Source organism: Synechococcus sp. Minos11, from assembly GCF_014279855.1.
Classification (GTDB): Bacteria; Cyanobacteriota; Cyanobacteriia; order PCC-6307; family Cyanobiaceae; genus RCC307.
In genome coordinates this window covers 1675083-1690599 of sequence record NZ_CP047953.1, presented here as the reverse complement: position 1 = coordinate 1690599, position 15517 = coordinate 1675083, and the positions used below count along the sequence as shown (strand labels likewise).

At 61.6% G+C, this 15517-nt stretch carries 19 protein-coding genes; 13 read left to right on the top strand and 6 right to left on the bottom strand.

Features of this window, described 5'->3' with window-relative positions; genetic code table 11:
- Positions 1 to 85: 85 nt before the first annotated feature.
- From SynMINOS11_RS09535 to SynMINOS11_RS09520, 4 genes are all read right to left on the bottom strand, one after another.
- Positions 86 to 286 carry a phycobilisome linker polypeptide gene (locus tag SynMINOS11_RS09535; RefSeq protein WP_011936304.1) on the bottom strand — a complete coding sequence of 67 codons (201 nt, stop codon included), beginning with the start codon at positions 284 to 286 and terminating at the stop codon, positions 86 to 88.
- A 31-nt stretch (positions 287 to 317) separates the two neighbouring features.
- Positions 318 to 806 (bottom strand): allophycocyanin subunit beta, encoded by a 489-nt coding sequence (gene apcB / locus SynMINOS11_RS09530; RefSeq protein WP_011936303.1) that lies wholly within the window; start codon positions 804 to 806, stop codon positions 318 to 320.
- 39 nt (positions 807 to 845) lie between these two features.
- Positions 846 to 1331: an allophycocyanin subunit alpha gene (locus SynMINOS11_RS09525; RefSeq protein WP_011936302.1), complete on the bottom strand. Its 486-nt coding sequence runs from the start codon at positions 1329 to 1331 to the stop codon at positions 846 to 848.
- A gap of 357 nt (positions 1332 to 1688) precedes the next feature.
- The gene (locus SynMINOS11_RS09520; protein WP_186548158.1) at positions 1689 to 4550 is read right to left on the bottom strand and encodes a phycobilisome rod-core linker polypeptide; all 2862 of its coding nucleotides are present in this window, start codon (positions 4548 to 4550) and stop codon (positions 1689 to 1691) included.
- 154 nt (positions 4551 to 4704) lie between these two features.
- Between SynMINOS11_RS09520 and SynMINOS11_RS09515 the strand changes: the two genes are divergently transcribed.
- From SynMINOS11_RS09515 to SynMINOS11_RS09455, 13 genes are all read left to right on the top strand, one after another.
- Positions 4705 to 5901, top strand: coding sequence for a class I SAM-dependent methyltransferase (locus SynMINOS11_RS09515; protein ID WP_186548157.1), 1197 nt, complete (start codon positions 4705 to 4707; stop codon positions 5899 to 5901).
- 85 nt (positions 5902 to 5986) lie between these two features.
- Positions 5987 to 6364, top strand: a complete 378-nt coding sequence (locus SynMINOS11_RS09510) for a hypothetical protein (RefSeq protein WP_011936299.1) — start codon at positions 5987 to 5989, stop codon at positions 6362 to 6364.
- 6 nt (positions 6365 to 6370) lie between these two features.
- Positions 6371 to 7090 carry a F0F1 ATP synthase subunit A gene (gene atpB / locus SynMINOS11_RS09505; protein WP_011936298.1) on the top strand — a complete coding sequence of 240 codons (720 nt, stop codon included), beginning with the start codon at positions 6371 to 6373 and terminating at the stop codon, positions 7088 to 7090.
- 171 nt (positions 7091 to 7261) lie between these two features.
- Positions 7262 to 7510 (top strand): ATP synthase F0 subunit C, encoded by a 249-nt coding sequence (atpE, locus tag SynMINOS11_RS09500; protein ID WP_006851467.1) that lies wholly within the window; start codon positions 7262 to 7264, stop codon positions 7508 to 7510.
- A gap of 71 nt (positions 7511 to 7581) precedes the next feature.
- Entirely contained in the window at positions 7582 to 8049 is a 468-nt protein-coding gene (locus tag SynMINOS11_RS09495; protein WP_011936297.1) for a F0F1 ATP synthase subunit B', read from the top strand.
- Positions 8049 to 8564: a F0F1 ATP synthase subunit B gene (locus SynMINOS11_RS09490; RefSeq protein ID WP_011936296.1), complete on the top strand. Its 516-nt coding sequence runs from the start codon at positions 8049 to 8051 to the stop codon at positions 8562 to 8564. The genes SynMINOS11_RS09495 and SynMINOS11_RS09490 overlap by 1 nt, the downstream gene beginning before the upstream one ends.
- Positions 8565 to 8568: 4 nt before the next feature.
- On the top strand, positions 8569 to 9114 hold the full coding sequence (gene atpH, locus SynMINOS11_RS09485; RefSeq protein ID WP_011936295.1) for an ATP synthase F1 subunit delta: 546 nt from the start codon (positions 8569 to 8571) through the stop codon (positions 9112 to 9114).
- A gap of 45 nt (positions 9115 to 9159) precedes the next feature.
- The gene (atpA, locus tag SynMINOS11_RS09480; protein WP_011936294.1) at positions 9160 to 10677 is read left to right on the top strand and encodes a F0F1 ATP synthase subunit alpha; all 1518 of its coding nucleotides are present in this window, start codon (positions 9160 to 9162) and stop codon (positions 10675 to 10677) included.
- Positions 10678 to 10687: 10 nt separating this feature from the next.
- Positions 10688 to 11635 (top strand): F0F1 ATP synthase subunit gamma, encoded by a 948-nt coding sequence (locus SynMINOS11_RS09475; RefSeq protein ID WP_011936293.1) that lies wholly within the window; start codon positions 10688 to 10690, stop codon positions 11633 to 11635.
- Between the two features lie 51 nt (positions 11636 to 11686).
- The gene (locus SynMINOS11_RS09470; RefSeq protein WP_186548155.1) at positions 11687 to 12439 is read left to right on the top strand and encodes a 2OG-Fe(II) oxygenase family protein; all 753 of its coding nucleotides are present in this window, start codon (positions 11687 to 11689) and stop codon (positions 12437 to 12439) included.
- Positions 12439 to 12768, top strand: coding sequence for a 2Fe-2S iron-sulfur cluster-binding protein (locus SynMINOS11_RS09465; RefSeq protein WP_011936291.1), 330 nt, complete (start codon positions 12439 to 12441; stop codon positions 12766 to 12768). The genes SynMINOS11_RS09470 and SynMINOS11_RS09465 overlap by 1 nt, the downstream gene beginning before the upstream one ends.
- Before the next feature lie 2 nt (positions 12769 to 12770).
- Positions 12771 to 12947 (top strand): hypothetical protein, encoded by a 177-nt coding sequence (locus SynMINOS11_RS09460; RefSeq protein WP_186550903.1) that lies wholly within the window; start codon positions 12771 to 12773, stop codon positions 12945 to 12947.
- Positions 12914 to 13984: a DUF3326 domain-containing protein gene (locus tag SynMINOS11_RS09455; RefSeq protein WP_186548153.1), complete on the top strand. Its 1071-nt coding sequence runs from the start codon at positions 12914 to 12916 to the stop codon at positions 13982 to 13984. The genes SynMINOS11_RS09460 and SynMINOS11_RS09455 overlap by 34 nt, the downstream gene beginning before the upstream one ends.
- Here the strand turns inward: SynMINOS11_RS09455 and SynMINOS11_RS09450 are convergent.
- On the bottom strand, positions 13971 to 14270 hold the full coding sequence (locus SynMINOS11_RS09450; protein WP_011936288.1) for a hypothetical protein: 300 nt from the start codon (positions 14268 to 14270) through the stop codon (positions 13971 to 13973). The genes SynMINOS11_RS09455 and SynMINOS11_RS09450 overlap by 14 nt on opposite strands.
- A gap of 104 nt (positions 14271 to 14374) precedes the next feature.
- Positions 14375 to 15514, bottom strand: coding sequence for an alanine dehydrogenase (gene ald, locus SynMINOS11_RS09445; protein ID WP_011936287.1), 1140 nt, complete (start codon positions 15512 to 15514; stop codon positions 14375 to 14377).
- Between the last annotated feature and the right edge of the window lie 3 nt (positions 15515 to 15517).

Sequence of the window (15517 nt, the reverse complement as noted above, 5' to 3'; positions counted from 1 at the left end):
CGTGTGGCGGCTCGGCAGGCACCTGGGCAAGGACAAAAAAAAGCCCGGCACTGGGCCGGGCGCAGGGCTTTTGAGCGATCAACAGTCAATTGCCAACGTTGGCTTGCCGGCGACCGGTGACCAGCTCAACTTTGATGATTTTTCCGCCTTGTTTCATGATCCGCTGCTGCTCAGCGAACCAGCTCTCATAGGGCACCCACTTGGTGAAGAAGGTGTTTTGGATCTCCCGTTGAGTCTGGATTTTCTCCGGACTGGGGATGCAGGCGGTGACTTTGAAGAGGCGCATGGGGCTCCGTAGTGGGAGGGGAGCTCCTGGCTCAGTTGCCGAGGCCTGAGCAGATGTAGTCGAAGTAGACGGCCATTTCGCGACCGGCATCAGCACCAACCAGAGCGGCGGTGGCTTCCTTCATGGCCTGGATGGCTTGAACGGTGGCACCGATGGGCACGCCCAGGGAGTTGTAGGTCTCCTTGAGGCCATTCAGCACACGCTCATCAAGGATGGAGGTGTCGCCGGCCAGCATGGCGTAGGTGGAATACCGCAGGTAGTAGTCCATGTCGCGGATGCAAGCTGCATAGCGACGGGTGGTGTACATGTTCCCGCCGGGGCGGGTGATGTCGGAGTAGAGCAGCGCCTTGGCAACGGCATCACGAATGATGTTGGAGGCGTTGGCGCTGATGGTGGCAGCGGCGCGGACCCGCAGTTCGCCACTGGCGAAATACTGCTCCAGACGGCCCATCGAGTTGGTGTCCAGGTAGAGGCCCTGAACGTCGGACTGATTGATGACGTTGGTGATCGCGTCTTGCATGGATTCCTGAGGGTGAAGTGAGTGGGTTCTGTTCGGGCCTCAGGAGAGGGCGCCGATCACATAGTCGAAGTAGAAGCCTGCTTCCTCGGCGTCTTCGCCGCTCAGCAGACCCATGGCAACGTTCTTCATCTCGCGCACCGAGAGGGCCATGGCCTCGAGGTTGGTGCCGAGGGAGCGGTAGAGCTCTTTGGCGCCGATCACGCCGATCTCCTCGATCGGGGTGATGTCGCCAGCGACCACGCCGTAAGTCACCAGGCGCAAGTAGTAATCCATGTCGCGCAGGCAGGTGGCGGTCATCTCGTCGCCGTAGGCGTTGCCACCTGGGGAGACAACATCAGGGCGGCGCTGGAACAGCGCGCTGCCGGCTTGTTTGACGATGCGCTCGCGGCCCTCGGAGAGGATTTGGGCTACTCGCAGACGGCGTTGCCCGCCAGTAGCGAAGGCCTTGATCTGATCAAGCTCGCCAGGGCTGAGATAACGAGCCTCGGCGTCAGCGTTGATGATCGAGTTGGAGACGATGCTCATGCAGTTCGGCCTCGAGGACAGGCGGCCGCCAGAGAGGTGACCGGGGATTCTTGGGTACGTTTTGCCGCGGGGACAAGCCCGTTGGCTGGATCAGTTTGGCTGATCGCTCGGCCATTCTGTGGCAGAGCCCTCGTGCTCCCTGAGCTGCAGTAACAGTTCTTTACCCCTGCGCTATTTCAAGAAACCCTTTGCAGAACAGGTGTTTCGACGGAGTTGTTGTTAACAACCGTTCAAGAAAATTATTTTGCTTAAAAGGCCATTGTATGGCTAAAAAATGTGATTAACGGGCGTCGATTAAGGGCGCGCCAATGGGTTTGCGTGATTTTCCTCTGCAGGAATGCACCAGGAGTGGCTGGATCAAATAGCCGCGTCGCTCGGAGTTGGGTTGAGGCCAGCATTGCCTTGGGCCATGCGCGCGGTCTGGGTCAGGCTGACCAAGGGCACGCCAGCTTGGCTTTTCACGCCGATGGGGCTCGGCACGATCTTGCGACCGAAGTTGTTGTTGTAGGTCTCTGAATCAATCAGATCAGCAACAGCTTGTTGTTGGCCGTTCTCGGCGCGATTGGTGAGGAAACCGCTGATCTCCTCCGGCAATGGAGCGCGACCCAGCAATGCCAGGTGGGCTGCCGCTGCTGCCTGTAGAGGAGGCAGGGCGTGCAGGCGAGATTGGAACAGATCGCTAGCGGCGACCTGGGCGACGAAGTCGATCACTCCAGTTGACCCAGATCGCAATTGGGCTTCGGCCTCATTGAGACGCTCGGAATCAAAGGGCACCCGGTCAATCAGCTGCTGATACGTGGCCGCAATGATTTCCTGCAGCTCGCTTTCTGTGGGGTCATCCACCAGGGCGCGAGGAGCTGGCAGCTCAGCCGAACCGGCCCTGAGCGCTTTGGGATCAGCGCCGCTCATCAGCGCCAGCATGTTGGCTGCGCTGGTGGGAGCTTTCAGTCCGGTGTCAGCTCCAGCTGCCGGCTTGCTCTGGAATCGGCTGAGTCGATTGCTGAAGCTTGGACGAGCAGCTTTGAAGCCTGAGAAGCCAGGGTTTGAGCTGCCGGTTGGGCTCTTGAGGTTGCGTTGAACGGTGCTGCCGGGCGTCCGCAGTTCGGTTTTGGCTGTTGGCTCGGGTCTGGAGACGCTGGGCCGGCCCACCTGGGCAGGAAGCTTCGACGTATCCAGGGTTGGCCGGAAGGAGGGGACCCTGCGGCTATTGAGGTCAAACGCTGTGATGAACCGTTCAAAGGGAACGGTGTTGTCGCCAAAGGCAGTTTGGTATTCCTCGCTGTCGATCAGGGCATCCACCACACCAAAGAAGCCTTTGCGTGCTGCGGTGTCGAAATAGGAGTCAATTTCCCAGCGGCCAAAGGTGGGGCGTCCCAGCAGGCGCCGGTGCATCACCTCGATGGCTTTGGTGATGTACAGACCATCCCAGTAGCGCTTTTGGAAGGCTTTGGAGCGGGCGAGCTGCCGGATGAACTCCTTCAAGCAGATTTCGCCGTTGGCAAGGCGCGATTCGGCTGAAAGCTGCTGTTCGCCGGCATAACCGCTGTTGCCAATGATTTGCGTGTACGCCGCGCGGATCACGGCTTGAACGGTTTTGGCGGATTCATTGACCTCAGGGCGCCGGCCTTCATTGGCTGTGGCGGGCATGGACACCACCCTCGGTCCAACCTTGCGGGGCTTGGTGGAGTTGAACGTGGGGCCATTGATTTGGCCCGAAAGGTTCAGGCCGTTGCCCACCATCAAGCGACGGGCGCTGTAGCCATAGGGAGCTGGGCGAGTCCTCACCGAGGCCGTGGGCGAGGGGAAGATGGCGCCGTAGCCCAGTGCGAGCGGATCGTTGCCGCCGCCATAGGCGTGTTGGTCAGCCAGGGGCTGGCGGTAGGAGGCGTAAAGGGTGAGGTACTGGGGAGCTCCATCAAACGGTGCGCTGAAGCGGAACAGCTTGCGGTTGGAACCCCAACCCGCACTCTCCTGAGCCTCTTCGCCCAGATCACGCAGGTAGGGAACGGTTTCCTCGCCAAAGACGCGGGCGTATTCCATGGAGTTCACCAGGGAATCCACCAGGCCATTGAGGCCCTGCGCGCTCACGATCGAGAAATACTTGCGGAACTCCTCAAGGGAGCTGACGCCGCGACCCAGGAAATGGCGGAAGGCCAGCTCAACAGCGCGGGTATTGGCAAAACGGCTGAAGAATTGCTGGCGGTACTCCTTGCTGCGGCCAAGGGCACGAATGAACTCGCGCATTGAGATTTGGCCCTGGGCTACCTGGGAGGCCTCTACTGGGCAGGGAGCCTGTGAATAGGCCTTGGCAATGTCGCGCTGGAACACCTGGCGGTAGGCGGCACGAACGATCTCGGCCTTCTCCACACCGGAAAGGTTGGGCTTGATCACAAAGCGTTGGGGCCCCTCAGCTGCCAAGGCATAGATGGCAGGCAGTTGCAGACCCTGTTGCTGCGGATTGCCAGGACGCTGCCGGGCTGATGGGGTCGCCACAGCGAGCTCCTCAATCAGCACGTTGAAGCAGGCAATCACCAGGTTGCGCTCCTCGCTGTCAACCTCGAAAAGAGCCGCTGCAGCGGCGCGCATTTCCTGAAGAGCCAGGTTGGTGGCCGGTAGGGAGCAGCCCTTCTCAAGGATGTCCCGCAGCCCCCTGGCGTTGACGCGCAGGATGCTCGGATCGCCTGCCACCAAGGCGTAGCCCACGTAGCGCACGAACCAGCCCAGGTCGCGCACGGATTTGCGCATCCGTTCGTTGCCGTAACGGGAAATGTTGATGGGGGTGAAACCCGCCGGAATCAGGATGCGGACGTCGGCTGGGGTGGAAAAGCCTTCGCGGATGCGGCCGAGGAAGCCGCCACCGCCGCTGCCTTGGACAAAGGTTTCAACGGAGCTCGCAAACGCTTGCTGGTCAGCAGCGAGGCGATCTTCACCCCGTTGGCTGGTGGCCGGAGCAAGGGGCTCATCGAGGAACGAGAGCGGCGTGCCACCCACAAAGATGCGGTTGGCGGCGCGGGCCACGATCAGCTGAGCGTTGGCACTCAGAACCCTGGAGGCCTGAACACGGCTTTGGCCGCTTTGGAAAAAATTGATCAGGTTGTCCAGCTCCCCTCGGTCGGGGAAGCGGTCCTGTTGCTCGGCCTGACGGACGCTCGAGAGGGGCAGGGTGTCGTACAGCTGGGGGCTGACCCTTGGGCTGCCACTACTCGCGGTCACAGACATTTAAAAGCTCCTCTGGCAACCGGCCACGGCCGGGGCCCGTGCAGATTACGGCTGAGCTCGCAGGCGTTGCTGGCTGCATGAACAAATGTTTGCAGCCTTGATCCAGTCGATGGGGCGGCGATGAGAGGCTCACCGAGCGCCCCATTTCAGGCTGTTGACTCCAGGCCCCCACCCCACGGATTCCGCCACCCCCGTGGTGAGTGCCTTTTACGACCGTTTCCCCTACCCCGCTGATCCGATCCAAGACGGTCCACCGCCTGGGTACAACTGGCGCTGGAGCCACGCGGATGCCCACAGCTCATGTGCTGGTGTGTTGCCTCCCCAGCGCCCAACCCTGCGGATCCTCGATGCGGGCTGTGGAACAGGGGTCAGCACGGATTACCTCGCCCACCTCAATCCAGGTGCCGAGATTTTGGCCGTCGATATCAGTGCCGGGACCCTGGCCATGGCCCAAGAGCGGTGCCAGCGCTCAGGCGCGATCGAGCAGGCCACGGTGCGTTTTCAACAGCGCAGCCTGTTGGACCTGGCAGGTGAAGGCCCCTTTGATCACATCAACAGCGTTGGGGTGCTGCATCACCTCGACAATCCCCAGGCTGGATTGAAGGCCTTGGCGCCGTTGCTGGCCCCTGGCGGAATCTTGCATCTATTTCTGTATGCCGATGCCGGCCGCTGGGAGATCCACCGGGTGCAGCGCGCCTTGGGCTTGCTTGGTGCTGGCTATGGCGAAGAGGGGCTGCGCTTGGGACGGGCCCTGTTGCGCGAGCTGCCCGAAGAGAACCGCCTGCGCCAACGCCATGAATCCCGTTGGGCCATCGATACCGCCCATGACCCCAACTTCGCGGACATGTACTTGCATCCGCAGGAGACCAGCTACGACCTGCGCCGGCTGTGGGATTTCGTTGCCGCCGCTGATTTGCATTTCCTTGGTTTCAGCAATCCAGAGCAGTGGCAACTGGAACGTTTGCTGCAGGGAGAACTGCTCGAGCGCGCCCAGGCGTTGCCCCAAGAGCAGCAGTGGTTGTTGATGGAGGCGTTGGATCCCGAGATCAGCCACTGGGAGTTTTTTCTGTCCAATCAGCCCCTCGCCCGCCAGGGGTGGACGGATGATCAACAGCTCATGGCGGCTATCGGAACGCGCAGCGGCTGTCTGTGGGGCTGGCCGAGCCCAAATTTGTTGGACCGCAACATGGCGCCACTGCAGCTCAGCGATGAGCAGTGGGCCCTGATGCAGGCGGTGAATCCAGACCAGAACCTGGGGTCCCTCGATCTGGCACTGACGCCGGCGCAGCGTTGCAAAGCAGCCCGGGAGATGCATGCCGCAGGCGTGCTTTTGCTCGCCAAGGGACGCTGAACGCACGTGATAGATTCCGCGGGCTCTTGGCGGCATCGACACCCTTGAGATCACAATCCTCAGGTGCGTTCTTGCTTCCTTGGCCATGACCATTGATCCCATGGCGGACTACCGACGTCTTCAACGTTGGTCGCTGCTGATGTCCTTGGTCTTGGCAGCCTTCGCTGTGCTGATCAGTGCGGTTTGGTTCTCAGGAACCACCGTGTTGAGCGTGGCGGTTGGTTGCGTTGCTGGTTGGCTCTACCTCCTGCTTCTCTCCCGTGCTGTTGAGAAGTTGGGAACCCAGAGCAGGTCATTGGGCAAAGCCCAATTGCTTGTTCCGGTTGTTCTGGTGTTGCTCTCCACCCGCTGGCCGTTGCTTGAGCTGCTGCCAGCCCTGATCGGTTTTCTGATCTACAAACCCGCGGTGATCATCACCACCGCTTTGGATCTTCGATCCAATCCCAAGCCCTCAAACGCCTAGGACCCGGTGCTTTTACACCTTCCCCTTGCCGAACTCGAGGTGGGTCACCACCTCTACTGGCAGATCGGCAATCTGAATATTCACGGTCAGGTTTTTCTCAGCTCCTGGATCGTTATTGGCGCCCTTCTTGCTGTGGTTGTCCTTGGCACCCGCAAGATGGAGCGTGATCCGCGCGGAGTGCAGAACCTGCTGGAGTTCCTCTGGGACTACCTGCGTGATCTGGCCCGTGATCAGATTGGTGAAAAGGTTTACCGCGATTGGCTGCCATTCATCGGCACCCTGTTCCTGTTCATTTTTGTCAGCAACTGGGGTGGCGCTCTGATTCCTTGGCGCATCGTTCATCTGCCTAGCGGCGAACTTGGTGCGCCCACGGCTGACATCAACACCACCGTGGCCATGGCCCTTTTGGTGTCCTTGGCGTTCTTCTATGCCGGTCTGAGCAACAAGGGTCTGAAGTTCTTCGAGTACTACGTGGAGCCGACTCCGATCATGCTCCCGTTCAAGATCATCGAAGAATTCACCAAGCCTCTGTCCCTGTCCTTCCGTCTGTTTGGCAACATCCTTGCCGACGAATTGGCAGTGGCCGTTCTGGCTTCTTTGGTGCCTTTGCTTGTGCCTCTGCCGGTCATGCTCCTTGGCCTGTTTACCAGTGCCATTCAGGCTTTGATCTTCGCGACCCTCGCCGCCTTCTACATCGGTGAGGCTGTTCACGAGGAAGCTCATTAAGCCGTTTGGCTTTCGCCCTAACCCGGCGATCTGCTAAACACTTCGCGCGCAGGTCCGGCTGCTGACCGGGCCCTTCCCTGCTCCCAGGGTTGTCCCAGGCGCTCATGGGGTCCCAACCCCTCCCATAGCCCACTCAGCGCTCCCGCAGCGCCCCCCATAACTCCTCTCAACATGGATTCCATTACCTCCGCTGCTTCTGTTGTGGCCGCTGGTCTGGCTGTCGGCCTCGCCGCCATTGGCCCCGGTATCGGCCAGGGCACCGCATCCGGCGGCGCTGTTGAGGGCATTGCCCGTCAGCCCGAAGCCGAAGGCAAGATTCGCGGCACCCTGCTGCTCTCCCTGGCGTTCATGGAATCGCTGACCATCTACGGCCTTGTGGTGGCACTGGTGCTCCTGTTCGCCAACCCCTTCGCCGGCTGATCTGAGGACTTGGGAGCGCTCTAGCGCTCCCCATCCCCTTTCTTTTCCTCTGTCCCAGCGCCTCAGGTTCCATGCACAGCTGGCTTCTGCTGGCCGAAGCAGCTACCCCCAAGGGTGGTCTGTTTGATCTCGATGCCACCCTGCCGCTCATGGCGGTCCAGGTTGTGGTGCTCACCTTCGTCCTCAACGCCCTGTTTTTCCGCCCAGTCGGCAAAACGGTGGAGGACCGCGAGGGTTACATCAGCACCAGCCGCGCCCAGGCCAAAGAAAAATTGGCCCAGGCCGAGCGTTTAGAGGCTGAGCTCAAGGCCCAGCTCCTGGATGCACGCAAGCAATCTGTTGCGGTCATTCAAAAAGCGGAGGAAGAGGTGGATCGCCTCTTCCGTGAAGCCTTGGCTGTTGCCCAAAGCGAAGCCAACAGCGTGCGTGAGAAAGCTCGTGGCGAGGTGGATGCCGAAAAGGCCAAGGCCTTCTCTGGTATTGATTCTCAAGCCGAAAAGCTCAGCTCCTTGATCGTTGACCGTTTGCTGGCCGCCTGATGACCACGTCACTTCCTTTCGTTCTGGCGAATCACGGGTTTGCCCTGAACTTCAACGTCTTTGAGACCAACCTCATCAACCTGGTCCTCGTGATCGCGTTGCTGGTGTATTTCCTCAAGGGATTCCTCGGCGGCATTCTCGAGCGTCGCCGTGAGGCCATCCTCGCAGACCTCAAAGATGCTGAGGAGCGCCTGGTTACTGCCAGCAAGGCCCTGGAAGAGGGACAGCGTGAACTGGCTCAAGCCAAGTCAACCGCTGAAAAAATCTTGGCCGAAGCCAAGCAGCGCGCTGATCTGATCCGCGAGGACGGTGAGAAGCGCACGATCGAAGAGATGGCACGCATCAAGCAAGATGCCAACGCCAATCTCAACGCCGAAGCCGCCCGTGTGATTGAAGCCCTGCGCGCTGAAACAGCGCGGACGGCCATCGATAAGGCATTGGCTGCCCTGCCCAAGCGTCTGAACGATGCGAAGCGGGCTGAACTGATCGACCGTTCCATCGAGGCACTCGGATAAGGCCATGCCCCTGCTCAACACCCTTGCCACCCCCTACGCCGACGCCTTGTTGCAGGTGGGTGAATCCCGCAAGCAGAGCGATGCTCTGGCTGATGAAGCCAAAGCCCTGCTCAGCGCCTGGTCATCCAGCCAGGATCTGCAGGACGCGATGCGCTCTCCGGTGCTCTCTGTCGAGGGCAAGAAAAAAGCGTTGGATAGCCTGTTCAGCGAGAGCATCAGCCCGGCGATGCTCAATCTCCTCAAACTGCTTGCCGACCGTCAGCGGATCGGCATGCTCGACGCTGTCCTGGAGCGATTCCTAGAGCTCTACCGCGAGCTTCGTGGCATCACCCTGGCCTACGTCACCTCGGCCACTGCTCTGAGCGAGCAGCAACAGGACAAACTCACCGAGAAGGTGAAGACCGTGGCCGGCACCACCGCGGTGGATATTGATCTATCCGTTGACCCCGATTTGATCGGTGGTTTCGTGGTGCGACTTGGCTCACAAGTGATCGACGCCAGCCTGCGAGGTCAGGTGCGGCAACTCGGCCTGTCCCTGGCACGGGCCTGATCACCCTCATCCCTTTCCCCCTTCCCCCTTCACCGCTTCCAAGCCATGGTTTCCATCCGTCCCGACGAGATCAGCGCCATCCTCAAGCAGCAAATTGAGGATTACGACAAGTCGGTCTCTGTCAGCAACGTCGGCACCGTGCTTCAGGTGGGTGACGGCATCGCTCGCGTCTACGGCCTCGACAAGGTCATGGCCGGTGAGCTTGTCGTTTTTGAAGATGGCACCGAAGGCCTCGCCCTGAACCTCGAAGACGACAACGTGGGTGTCGTGCTGATGGGTGAGGGCTATGGAATCCAGGAAGGCAGCACGGTGAAGGCCACCGGCAAGATCGCCTCTGTGCCGGTTGGTGAAGCCATGCTTGGCCGTGTGGTCAACCCCCTGGGTCAGCCCATGGACGGCAAGGGTGAGATTGCTAGCACCGACGTCCGCCTGATTGAAAACCCTGCGCCTGGAATCATTCAGCGCAAATCGGTTCACGAGCCGATGCAGACGGGCATCACCGCCATCGACGCGATGATCCCCATCGGTCGTGGCCAGCGCGAGCTGATCATTGGTGACCGCCAGACCGGCAAAACCGCGATCGCGATCGACACGATCATCAACCAGAAGTCCGAAGACGTGGTTTGCGTCTACGTGGCAATTGGCCAGAAGGCCGCCTCTGTGGCCCAAGTCACCGAAGTACTGCGTGAGCGTGGCGCTCTCGACTACACCGTGATCGTGGCCGCCGGCGCCTCGGAAGCTGCCTCACTGCAATACCTGGCTCCCTACACCGGCGCCGCCATTGCTGAGCACTTCATGTATCAGGGCAAGGCCACCCTGGTGATTTATGACGACCTCACCAAGCAGGCCCAGGCGTACCGCCAGATGTCTCTGCTGCTGCGTCGTCCGCCCGGCCGTGAGGCTTATCCCGGCGACGTCTTCTATTGCCACAGCCGCCTGCTGGAGCGTGCCGCCAAGCTCTCTGATGCCATGGGCAAAGGCAGCATGACTGCCCTGCCGATCATCGAAACCCAAGCTGGTGACGTGTCGGCTTACATCCCGACCAACGTGATCTCCATCACCGATGGTCAGGTGTTCCTCAGCTCCGACCTGTTCAACTCCGGTCTGCGTCCTGCCATCAACGTGGGTATCTCCGTGAGCCGGGTGGGTGGTGCTGCCCAGACCAAGGCGATCAAGAAGATTGCTGGCACCTTGAAGCTTGAGCTGGCTCAGTTCGATGAGCTGGCGGCCTTCTCCCAGTTCGCCTCCGATCTCGACGCTGCCACCCAAGCCCAGTTGGGCCGCGGTAAGCGTCTGCGCGAGCTGCTCAAGCAAGCCCAATTCAGCCCGCTGCTGCTGGCTGAGCAGGTGGCCATCGTTTATGCCGGCACCAAGGGCTTGCTTGATGAGCTGCCTGTGGAGAAGGTCACCGAGTTCGTGCGCGAACTGCGTGATTACCTCAAGACCAGCAAGCCTGAGTTCATCAACGCCATCCAGACCGAGAAGGTGATGAGCGAATCCTCTGAGGCCATCCTCAAGGACGCCATCAAACAGGTGGTCTCCGGACTGCTGGTTGCAGCCTGAGGTTGGATCAATGGCGAACCTGAAAGAGATCCGAGACCGGATTAAATCGGTCAAGAACACCCGCAAGATCACCGAGGCCATGCGCCTGGTGGCTGCAGCGAAGGTGCGCCGTGCCCAGGACCTGGTGCTTCGGAGCCGCCCCTTCGCAGACCGCCTGGCCCGCGTGCTGGAAAGCCTGCAAAGCCGTATTGCCCTGGAATCAGCAGACACCCCTCTGCTGCAAGCGCGTGACCCCCGTCACATCACCTTGGTGGCCATGACGGGCGACCGCGGTCTTTGCGGTGGCTTCAACGCCAACATCATCAAGCGCACGGAACAGCGCTTCGCTGAGCTCAAGGCCTCTGGTTATGAGGTGGCTCTGATCACGGTTGGCCGCAAGGTCGACACCTACTTCCAAAACCGCAACTACCCGATTACGGCGAGTTTCACCGGTTTGGATCAGTTGCCCACCTCCACCGATGCCCTGCAGGTCTCCGATGCGGTTCAGGCTGAATTCCTTGGTGGTGCCACCGATCGCGTTGAGCTGATCTACACCAAGTTCATCAACTTGGTCAGCACGAAGCCGGTGTCTCAAACCCTGCTGCCGCTGGATCCCCAGGGCATTGCCAGCCCTGACGACGAGATTTTCCGTTTCGTCACCAAGGAGGGTGAACTCGGTGTGGAGCGCAGCAGCGCCTCCAACCAAGAGGACAAGCTGAAGTCGGATCTGGTGTTTGAACAGAGCCCCAGCCAGCTGCTGGATGTGCTGCTGCCCCTCTATCTCCAGAACCAGGTGTTGCGCTCACTGCAGGAGTCCGCTGCCAGTGAACTGGCCAGCCGGATGACGGCCATGAACAATGCCAGCGACAACGCCAAAGCCCTCGCCAAGGAGTTGACCCTGGATTACAACAAGGCTCGCCAAGCTGCGATTACTCAGGAAATCCTTGAAGTGGTGGGCGGTGCTTCGGCAATGGCTTGATCGTCAGCCAACACGTCATGCTGAAACCGGCCCCTTGGGGCCGGTTTTTTTGTGGTTGCTCTCTGCTTGCTCAGCACCGGCGTGGACCTTCAAGCTCTTTTCCCCTTGGCCCTAGCCCGGGTGCAGCTGCAGCCCGATCCGTTGCAGCTGGCCCAATGGATGCAGGAGGTGATTCAGCTGCGGGGCCAGGCCGAAGGCAATCCCGAGCCTGGTTGTGCCTGGACCGGCGACATCAACGGCCTCTGGCAACTGCACCAGCACCCGGCGTTTGCCCCGTTGGTGGCTGCCGTTGCTGAGCACGCCCACGCCTATGTGGCCGCTCTGGGGTTCGATCTCAGCCAGGTGGAGCTGCATATTCAACGCAGCTGGCCTGTGGTGAGCGGGCCGGAGCAAGCCATTGGGCGGCATCACCACCCCAACGCCCATCTCAGCGCGATTGTGTATCTCACTGGCGATGGCACTGGCGCCACTGGTTGCCTGCGCTTGTTTGCCCCCCACACCCTCAATGAGCTGGTCCCAGGTTTGGCGGTCGGACACGGCGGCCCGTTGCAGCAGCACTCAACAGCCGCCAAATGCTGGAACGCTCCATGGATGGATATTCCCCCAAGCGCAGGCTTGTTGCTGCTGTTCCCGGCTGCCCTGGACCATGCGGTGACCGCCAACACCAGCAGCGATGAAGAGCGCCTCTCGATCGCCTTTGATTTGGCGCTCACCGCACCGAAGGGCGACGTCCCGCCGGAGTATTTGGCGCCCCACCCCAGCCAGTGGGATTCGCTGCGTCAAGATGGTCCGCTGAGCAACTGATGGCGATGGCGGACACCTTTCAGGTGCAGTTGGAATTGGAAGGCCAGACGCACACCTTCCCTTGCCACAGCGATCAGACCGTCTTGGCCGCGGCGGAGGCGGCCAATTTGACCTTGCCGAGCTCCTGTTGTGCAGGCGTGTGCACCACCTGCGCCGCCAGCATTCGTTCCGGTGAGTTGCACCAGCCCGATGCCATGGGTGTCAAAGAAGAGCTGCGTCAAAAGGGTTTTGCCTTGCTGTGTGTGGCGCAGCCCCGCAGTGATGTGCAGCTGCTGGCCGGACAAGAAGATGCGCTCTATGAGGCGCAATTCGGTCAATACCAAAAGTGAGGTTGCAGCCGTTTGAGCTGGAACTGGTGATCGAGCCGCAGCGCTGGCGACAAGGGCGTGTGGCGGCATGCCGCCAGGCCTTGGCTGCCCATGGTGAGCCCTTGCGTTGGGCGATTACAGCGGCTGAGCAGCGCCCCGAGGGGCAATGGTTGCGGCTGGAAGCCGTGCTGCTGGTGTGAGCGAGCCGCTGCCCACGCTGCTGGTGATCCCCACAGGGATCGGCTGCGAGCAGGGGGGCTTCGCGGGCGATGCCTTGCCCGTGGCCCGGCTGCTGGCTGCCGCGAGCGACTGTTTGATCACCCATCCCAATGTGATGAATGGGGCGGCCCTCTATTGGAGCGATCCCCGCATCCACTACGTGGAAGGTTGGAGCCTTGATGCCTTTGCCAAGGGCTCGCTGCGGCTGCGGCCCCAGCGTCGCCAGCGGATTGGGGTGCTGTTTGATGCCGGCATCGAACCCGAGCTGCTCTTGCGTCATCGCCAGGTGCTGGCGGCTGCACGGGCCACCTTGGGCTTGGATATCGGCCCAGAGCTGGTGAGCGATGAGCCCCTTGGCGTCAGGCTCAGCCAGGCCTCCAGCGGCAGCAGCTGGGGCCAGCTGGAGCAGCCCGGTGCGCTACTGCGGGCTGGTTCACGCCTGAAGCACGCGGGCGCCACAGCCATTGCGGTGGTGGCGCGTTTCCCTGATGACAACGGCAGCGACGCCCTGCAGGCCTACCGCAACGGCAGTGGTGTGGATGCTTTGGCTGGAGCTGAGGCGGTGATTAGTCATTTGCTGGTGCGGGAGCTGCAAATCCCTTGTGCCCATGCCCCCGCCCTGGCGCCGCTCGCGCCCATGGCCGAGCTCGATTCACGCGCCGCTGCTGAAGAGTTGGGCCACACGTTTTTGCCCTGCGTGTTGGTGGGGCTGAGCCGTGCGCCCGATCTCCGCCCGGCCTCTGAGCCCTGGCATCCCCAGGAGCTGGCGATTGATCAGGTGGGCGCGGTGGTGGCACCCGCTGGTGCCCTCGGCGGGGAAACCGTGTTGGCCTGCGCTGATCGCGGCATCCCGATCGTTGCGGTGCGCAGCAACCCCAGCCTGTTGCAGGTGGATGCTGCTGCGTTGGATCTTGCTGTGGTGCCAGCGGCTGACTACAGCGCAGCGGCTGGATTGGTGTTGGCGTGGCGCGAGGGACTGGACCCGAGGGCCTTGATGCGGCCGCTCAGCGCGTGCTGAGGTGCGTCAGCAGTTGGTTGAAGATCTGCTCGCAGCGGGTGTTGCGTTGGGCCATTAATTCATGGCTGCGCACTTGCAGTAGCGCTTCCCCCAGGTTGTCGGCGTCGGAGCGGTCGCAAATCACCGTGACGTACTGGTTGGGCTTAAGTCCGCGGCGAAAGCTTTCGCTCGCGTAGATCAAGGTGGGCAGCTGCGGGTGGTATTCCGGACTCAGGCCAGCGGCTTTCAGAACATCAATTGCCAGATCTTCGCTGGGCGTTGGAATCACCGCTTGATGAAAGGCCACGGGCGCCGGGCGGGGTGCTTGCCCGGTGTATCCAGAGGTTTGGCGAAGCCAAAGGGATGCGATGAATCTCTTCTTTCCCCTCAGCAGCCGTTAATTCACGTTGCTTAGCGCAGGCAGGCCATGGGGTGGCGTGGGGGCACATCGAGGGCCCGGGCAACACCGGGATGGCACACCGCCCCGTCGACGGTGTTGAGCCCGGAGAGCAGCTCGGGGCGCTCGGTCACCGCTTCGCTCAGGCCCCGTCCGGCAATGGTGACGATGTAGGGCAGCGTCACGCTCACCAGCGCTTCGGTGGACGTGAAGGGAACAGCGCCAGGCATGTTGCCGACGGCGTAGTGCTGCACGCCAAATTTTTCGATCACCGGTTCGGTGTGGGTGGTCTCCTCGCTGCTGGCGATGCAGCCGCCTTGATCGATGGCCACATCGACGATCACCGAGCCAGGGCGCATCTGTTGCACCAGCGCTTCATCCACCAGGGTTGGGGCCCGCCCGCCCGGGGTGAGCACCGCACCGATCAGTAGATCGGCGGTGGGGATCACCCGTTCGATCAAGCCGCGGCTGCTCACCAAGCTGACCAGGCGTCCGCGCCGGTCGGCTTCCAGATTGCGCAGCCGCTGCGGGGAGCGATCCAGCAGCATCACCTCGGCATCCATGGCTGCTGCGACGCGGGCCGCGTTCCAGCCCACGGTGCCGGCGCCCAACACCACCACCCGGGCGGGCTTGACGCCGGTGCAGCCGCCGAGCAGCACGCCGCGACCGCCATGGGGACGCTCCAGCAGGTAGGCCCCCGCTTGGGTGGCGAGCCGGCCGGCGATTTCGCTCATCGGCGCCAGCAGGGGCAGGCTGCCGTTCTCCAGCTGCACCGTTTCGTAGGCAATCGAGGTGCAGCCGCTCTCCAGCAGGGCCTTGCCAACAGCGGGGTAGGCCGCCAGGTGCAGGTAGGTGAACAGCACCATGTCGCGGCGCAAGAAGCCGAACTCCTCGGGCTGCGGTTCTTTCACCTTCACCACCAGGTGAGCGGCCCAGGCCTCCTCTTTGGACACCATGGCTGCGCCGGCGGCGGCAAAGCTGGCGTCATCGATGCCAGCTCCGCGGCCAGCGCCCTGCTCAATTCGCACCTCCAGGCCAATGCTCACCAGCTCGCGCACGGCATCGGGGGTGAGAGCCACCCGCTGCTCATCGGGCTTGATCTCCCGAGGAATGCCGATGCTGCTCATCGAGGCGGCGGGTTGGGGAGCGGCCATGGT